The following is a 6,272-nucleotide window of genomic DNA, read 5'->3' as shown; positions in this document are numbered from 1 at the left end:
CCCCCCCTCCCAGCGTTCCGCACACCTGGAAACCCAACGTCCGACACTTCCCCGCCATTCGCGCACACTCGGAAGTCGGGGGCCCATGCCACCATGCGCGGTGGCAGCCGCCGTGCTCCCTCTTTCCTTCGAGGCCCTCGATGACGCCCGCATCCCACGCCCCCGCCGTGTCCCCCTTCCGCTGGCAGGCCCTGCTGGGCGCGCTGGCCGCGCTGGCCCTGGGCTTCGTCGCTCCCCCAGCCCAGGCCGGCGAGGAAATCCGGGTCCAGAAGGCGGTCAGCACCGTGAGCAGCCGCTATGGCCAGAGCTGGCAGGACGTCTCCATCACCCTGCTGGTGCAGAACCTCGCGTACCACAAGGAGGTCTCCGTCAGCATGAAGCAGCCGGACGGCACCTGGGCGGACCTGGCCGCCTCCTACGTGGGGCCCGCGGGCAGCGGCGCCTCCGGGCGTGAAATCTGGAAGGTGACGCGCATGTACGCCAGCTGGGGCGTGGACCCACAGCCCTCACGCGACCTGGAGTTCGTGGCCAAATACACCGTGGCGGGCCAGACGTACTGGGACACCCATCAATGGAACCACCACCACGTGGGCCGCGGTGACGGGCCCTACCAGCCCTACGCCCCGGTGCTGGTGGCCGCCAGCTTCTGGCGGGACAATGGCGACCTGGACGTCAGCATCGACGTGAAGAACCTGGACTACGCCAAGAACGTGACGGTGGTGTACTCCACGGACGGCTGGGCCACCGCGCACGAGGCGCCCGCGGCCTACGTCTCCGGCTACACCTTCGGGTACGCCTACATCTCCAGCCCCAACGTGCAGGGCGTGGAGCGCTGGCAGGCCCACATCCCCGCCCTCCCCGGCAACGTGGTGCTCTTCGCCGTGCGCTACGAGGTCGGTGGCCAGACGTACTGGGACAACAACTTCGGCGTGGACCACCAGCACACCCGGCCCTGAGCAGGCGGGCGGACGCTCTGGACTCGACAAGCGGCTTTCCATGGTTAAGGGAGAGCGACGCTGGCGCCCCACCGGGCGCCCCGGAGGCCCCTGTCACCATGACCGTCGAAAACGCCCCTCAGCGGGAGACCCACGCCTTCCAGGCGGAAATCAACCAGCTCCTCAGCCTGGTCATCAATTCGCTCTACAGCCACAAGGAGATTTTTCTCCGTGAGCTGGTGTCCAACGCGTCCGACGCGCTCGACAAGCTCCGGTTCCGCGCGATTACGGAGCCGGAGCTGCTGGCGGACGAGCCGTCCCTGGAGCTGCGCCTCATCCCCGACGAGGCGAAGGGCACCCTCACCATCGAGGACACCGGCATCGGCATGTCCCATGACGAGCTGGTGAAGAACCTGGGCACCATCGCCCACTCTGGCTCGCGTGAGTTCATCGAGGCGCTGGCGCAGAAGGGACAGAAGGACATGCAGCTCATCGGCCAGTTCGGCGTGGGCTTCTACAGCGCCTACCTGGTCGCGGACCGGGTGGAGGTGGTCAGCCGCGCCGCCGGTCAGGGCCAGTCCGCCTGGCGGTGGACGTCGGAGGCCAAGGGCTCCTTCACGGTGGAGCCCGCCGAGCGCGCCTCGCGTGGCACCTCCATCACCCTGCACCTGAAGGAGGACCAGAAGGAGTTCCTGGGTGAGTGGCGGCTGCGCTCGCTGATTACGCAGTACTCCGACTACGTGGGCCACCCCATCAAGCTCCAGGTGAGCAAGACGACGGGGACGGGCGACGAGGCGAAGACTGAGACGTCGCTGGAGGTCGTGAACAAGGCCAGCGCCCTGTGGCAGCGCTCCAAGTCCGAAATCACCGACGAGCAGTACCAGGAGTTCTACAAGCACCTGACGCACGACTGGGAGGCACCGCTGGCGTGGACGCACTTCAAGGCGGACGGCAACACCCAGTTCACCGGCCTGCTCTTCGTGCCCAAGCAGCCTCCGTTCGACTTGGACGCGCAGCAGCAGCGCGGGGTGCGGCTGTTCGTCAAGCGCGTGTTCATCATGGACCGCTGCGAGGAGCTGGTGCCGCAGTGGCTGCGCTTCGTGCGCGGCGTCATCGACTCGGATGACCTGCCGCTGAACGTGTCGCGCGAGCTGCTCCAGGACTCGCAGGTGGTGCGCGCCATCCGCAAGCACGTGGTGAAGAAGTCGGTGGACCTGCTGGAGAAGCTGGCCAAGGACAAGCCGGACGACTACCTCACCTTCTGGAAGGCCTTCGGCACGGTGCTGAAGGAGGGCCTGGCCACGGAGGCCGAGCAGAAGGACAAGCTGGGCGGCCTGCTGCGCTACGAGAGCTCGCGCGATGAGGGCCTGACGTCCCTGGCGGACTACGTGGGCCGCATGAAGGAAGGCCAGGAGGCCATCTATTACGTCTACGGCGAGTCCCGGAAGGCGGTGGCGGACAGCCCCCACCTGGAGGCGCTGAAGCAGCGCGGCTTCGAGGTCCTCTACATGACGGACCCGGTGGACGAGTGGGCCGCGCAGGGCCTGCGCGAGTTCCAGGGCAAGCCGCTGGTGTCCGCGCTCCAGGCGGACCTGAAGCTCCAGTCCACGGACGAGCAGAAGAAGGCGCAGGAGCAGCACGCCGAAGGCCTGAAGACGCTCACGGAGAAGATGAAGGACGTGCTCCAGGAGTCCGTGCGCGAGGTGCGCGTGTCGGACCGCCTGACGGACTCGCCCGTGTGCCTCGTGGTGCCGGAGGGCGGCTCGCCGGCCTACCTGGAGCGCCTGCTCCAGCAGCGCGGCCGGGGCATGGGCGCGCCGCGCGTGAAGCGCATCCTGGAGGTGAATCCGAAGCACCCCGTCATCGAGCACCTGAAGGCCGTGCATGACCGCGACCCGGCCGCGGCCCAGGTGGCGGAGTGGATTGAGCTGCTCCACGACCAGGCGCTGCTCACCGAGGGCAGCACCATCGCCGACCCCAACCGCTTCGCCCGCCGCATGACGGGGCTGTTGACGCAGGTGGCGGCCCTGGCGGCCGCGCCCGCCCAGGCCTCGGCGCCGCCGGCGAGCTGAGCCGCGGGCCCCGGCGCCCCCTCGTGCTTTCTTTGAGAGGGGGCGCCCCGGTCCGAGCGAGCGCCCAGTGCGGCTGGCTGCTCCGGCGGCCCTCGCACGGGGCATTCCCGACCCAGGATGGGGGGTTCGGCTTCTCCTGGGCGCGTCGGCTATTGTCGCTCGGAATATCGAGGGGAGTCCGACGACATGAAGCGAGTGGTTCTGGGGTTGTTCGCAGCGGTGGTCCTCAGTGCGTGCGCAGCGCACGAAAAGACGGGAGACCGCGCCGCGGCCGTGGGGGATTGGAAGTCCGCGTATGCGTCCTACCGGCAAGCGCTGGCCAGCGAGCCGGACAGCCCCGAAATCAAGCTCAAGTTCGACGAGGCCCGCACCAAGGCGCTCCAGGATGCGCAGCAGCGGGCGCAGACGTGCGCGCAGGTGAAGGACTGGGGCTGCGCGCTCGCCGAGTCCGACTTCGCGCTGTCGGTGGAGCCAGGCAACGCGGAGATTGCCTCGTTCCGCGCGAACGCGGCGCAGCAGGTGGCGATGGGCCAGTTGGACACGGCCGTCGAGCAGGCGCAGCAGGGGCAGTACGCGGAGGCCGCCTCGCTGATGGACCGGGCGCTGCAGCTGTCCCCGGCGCCCGAGGTGAAGACGCACGCGGAGGACGTGCGGAGCATCATCATCACCCAGGGGCGTGCCCAGGCGGACCGGCACCTGCATGAGGGCAACTTCATCGCGGCCCACGAACTGGCGCAGCTGGTGCTGCGGCTGGACGCCTCCGCGTCGGGGTGGGCGCAGAACATCGCCGCGGAGTACGAGCACTTCGTCACCGAGGAGGTCGAGCGGCTGTCGCGCGAGGGTGACGCCGCGCGGGCGCAGCACGACTGGGCGCGCGCGCAGCAGAGCTACGTCGCCGCGCTGAGCCTGCGGCAGGGGGGCCGCGCCGCGCCGCTGGAGGAGTACGTGCGCCACATGGCCATGGCCGACCAGCGCATCGCGGGCCGGGACTGGAACGGAGCGGCGGAGGCCTACCACGTGGCGCTGCGCACGGGTCAGGACGACGGCTACGCCAACCAGCAGTTGGAGCGGGTGCAGCTGCGGCCCTACCGCATCGTCCTGCGCTCGGTGCTGGTGACGCCGGGCCGGCCGGATGGCCGGGCGTGGGTGGGCGCGTCGAACGACATCTTCACGCGGCTGGCCAACCGGTTGACCCAGATGGCGCGGCAGAGTGGGATGTCGGGGCTGGTGAAGGACCTGGCCATGAGCATCCCGCATGAGAATCGCCCGCGGCTGCGCATCGAGGTCCACCACCCGGATGGCATGCACCTGACGACGCACGGGCGTGACGGTATCTACACGGCGTATGACGCGGAGTTCGTCGCGGTCGCCAATGCCTTCGACGACCGGCGGGTCGGCTTCCAGGTGTACATGGACGGGCCGAACGGGAGCGAGCTGCTGGGCTCGGTGGACGTGCCCATGCGCGAGCTGGTGGAGCACCGCGAGGTGTCGCTGAAGGGCCGCTCGGTCATCGCGCTGACGCTGAGCACCGGCGGTGACGGCCGTCAGCCGGGCCCGTACGCCGGCATGGCGCATGTGGTGCCCGCGCCGTCGCCCGGTGCACAGCCGCCCGGTGCACGGCCGCCGCCGCCGGGCCGCGGCCGCGTCGCCTCGCCGACGCACTGACGTCCCGTGGGGCCGGGAGCACGGCCTCCGGCTCCCGACACGGTTGCACCACGCCCGGAGCACCTTTCCGGGCGTGGACAGCCCCATCAGCGTGGCAGGTGGAGCCGGAACGTGGAGCCCGCGCCGACGGCGCTCTCCACCTCGATGTCTCCCCCGTGCGCCCGGGCAATCCGGCGGGACACGGAGAGGCCCAGGCCCACGCCGGGGATGTCCTTCGCCGCGGATCCGCTGCGCTTGAAGGGCTCGAAGAGGGTGTCCAGGTCTCCAGGCGGAATCCCCACGCCTTCATCCGTCACGGATACCGACACCTCGCGCTCCGAGGACTCCAGCCGCAGCGACACCACCCCGCCCTTTGGCGAGTACTTGATGGCGTTGCTCACCAGGTTGGTGAGCACCTGCGCCAGCCGCGTCGAGTCACACCGCCAGGGCACGGGCGAGTCCGGCACGGAGTACTCCAGCCGGTGCTGCTCGCTGGACGGCCGGTGGAGCTCCACCACCTCCTCCACCAGCCCGCGCAAATCACACTCCTCCAGCCGCAGCTCCAGGTTCCCCGCCTCGATGCGCGTCCTGTCCAGCAGGTCGCCCACCATGCGCTCCAGCCGGTCCACCTGGTTGGAGATGCGCACCAGCGACTCCCGCACCTTCTCCGGCGGAGGCGCCGTCCTGGCCCGCAGCAGCATCTGCGCCGACAGCTTCAGCGCGTTGAGCGGCGTGCGCAAATCATGCGCCACGCCCGCGAGGAACTGGAGCTGCCGCGCGTCCTGACTGGCGACGGTCTCCGCCATGTCGTTGAACTCCGCGCCAATCTCCTGGAGCTCCGGCGGCCCCGCGCGCGCCACCCGGGATTCGCGCCGCCCTGACTTGAACGCGCTCAACGCGCGGCGGATGGCCACCAGCGGCCGGTAGATGCGCGTCTGCGCGATGGCGAGGAACAACACCATGCCCGCCAGCACCGACACCGCGAGCAACGTTCCTATGAAGCGCCCTGTCCTGCGCACGGCGGTCGCCTCGTCGCGAGCGGCGCGCGCCCGCGCGATGCTGGAGTCCATCACCGCCCGCGTCGCATCCACGGCCTGCGCCAGGCGGAGCCGCCGGTCCGGCTCCGGCGCATTGAGATAGGCCTCGACGCTCGCGCGGGAGGCCGCCACCAGCCCGCGCTCCGCCTCCGTCTCCGTGTACAGCTCGACATGGGCCAGCCGCTCCGGCACCTCGCGCACCAGCGCGTCCACCCCGACGGGCGGCCCGATGTCCCTGGGGCCAATACCTTCCACTTCGTGGGCGTACTGGAGCAGCAGCAGGGTGATTTCCAGCTCGGCCGCCGCGCGCACCCGCTCCGCCGCGTCGATGAGGCTGGTGGTCTGCCGCTGCAGCAGGGTGGTCATCCAGAAGAGCCCACCCGCGGACACCAGTCCCAGAACCGCAAGGAGTACCGCTCCAAGGGTGAGGAAGGTCCGCAACCGCATGACGCCCTCCAGGGGAAAGCCCCACCCTACCCGATGCGTGACGTGAACGTCACGCATCGGGTAGGGTGGGGCTTTCCCCTGGAGGGCGTCATGCGGTTGCGGACCTTCCTCACCCTTGGAGCGGTACTCCTTGCGGT

4 protein-coding genes are annotated in these 6,272 nt (G+C 69.9%); 3 read left to right on the top strand and 1 reads right to left on the bottom strand.

Features of this window, described 5'->3' with window-relative positions; all coding sequences use genetic code 11:
• The first annotated feature begins 140 nt into the window (after positions 1-140).
• The 3 genes from HV824_RS34580 (at position 141) to HV824_RS34570 (ending at position 4,672) form a co-directional block, all read left to right on the top strand.
• Positions 141-956, top strand: a complete 816-nt coding sequence (locus HV824_RS34580) for a carbohydrate-binding protein (protein WP_176425169.1) — start codon at positions 141-143, stop codon at positions 954-956.
• A 98-nt stretch (positions 957-1,054) separates the two neighbouring features.
• Positions 1,055-3,007 carry a molecular chaperone HtpG gene (gene htpG, locus HV824_RS34575; protein WP_176419357.1) on the top strand — a complete coding sequence of 651 codons (1,953 nt, stop codon included), beginning with the start codon at positions 1,055-1,057 and terminating at the stop codon, positions 3,005-3,007.
• Positions 3,008-3,193: 186 nt separating this feature from the next.
• Positions 3,194-4,672 carry a hypothetical protein gene (locus HV824_RS34570; RefSeq protein WP_176419358.1) on the top strand — a complete coding sequence of 493 codons (1,479 nt, stop codon included), beginning with the start codon at positions 3,194-3,196 and terminating at the stop codon, positions 4,670-4,672.
• Positions 4,673-4,758: 86 nt separating this feature from the next.
• On the opposite strand, the gene HV824_RS34565 is transcribed toward HV824_RS34570, so the two are convergent.
• The gene (locus HV824_RS34565) at positions 4,759-6,135 is read right to left on the bottom strand and encodes a sensor histidine kinase KdpD (protein ID WP_176419359.1); all 1,377 of its coding nucleotides are present in this window, start codon (positions 6,133-6,135) and stop codon (positions 4,759-4,761) included.
• Between the last annotated feature and the right edge of the window lie 137 nt (positions 6,136-6,272).

The organism is Myxococcus sp. AM009 (genome assembly GCF_013372605.1).
Classification (GTDB): Bacteria; Myxococcota; Myxococcia; order Myxococcales; family Myxococcaceae; genus Myxococcus; species Myxococcus vastator.
This window is presented reverse-complemented; position numbering and strand designations above follow the sequence as displayed.

Excerpts from the sequence above, each read along its gene's own strand:
- HV824_RS34580 (WP_176425169.1), top strand. The coding sequence starts at position 141 with ATGACGCCCGCATCCCACGCCCCCGCCGTGTCCCCCTTCCGCTGGCAG.
- htpG (WP_176419357.1), top strand. The coding sequence starts at position 1,055 with ATGACCGTCGAAAACGCCCCTCAGCGGGAGACCCACGCCTTCCAGGCG.
- HV824_RS34570 (WP_176419358.1), top strand. The coding sequence starts at position 3,194 with ATGAAGCGAGTGGTTCTGGGGTTGTTCGCAGCGGTGGTCCTCAGTGCG.
- HV824_RS34565 (WP_176419359.1), bottom strand. The coding sequence starts at position 6,135 with ATGCGGTTGCGGACCTTCCTCACCCTTGGAGCGGTACTCCTTGCGGTT.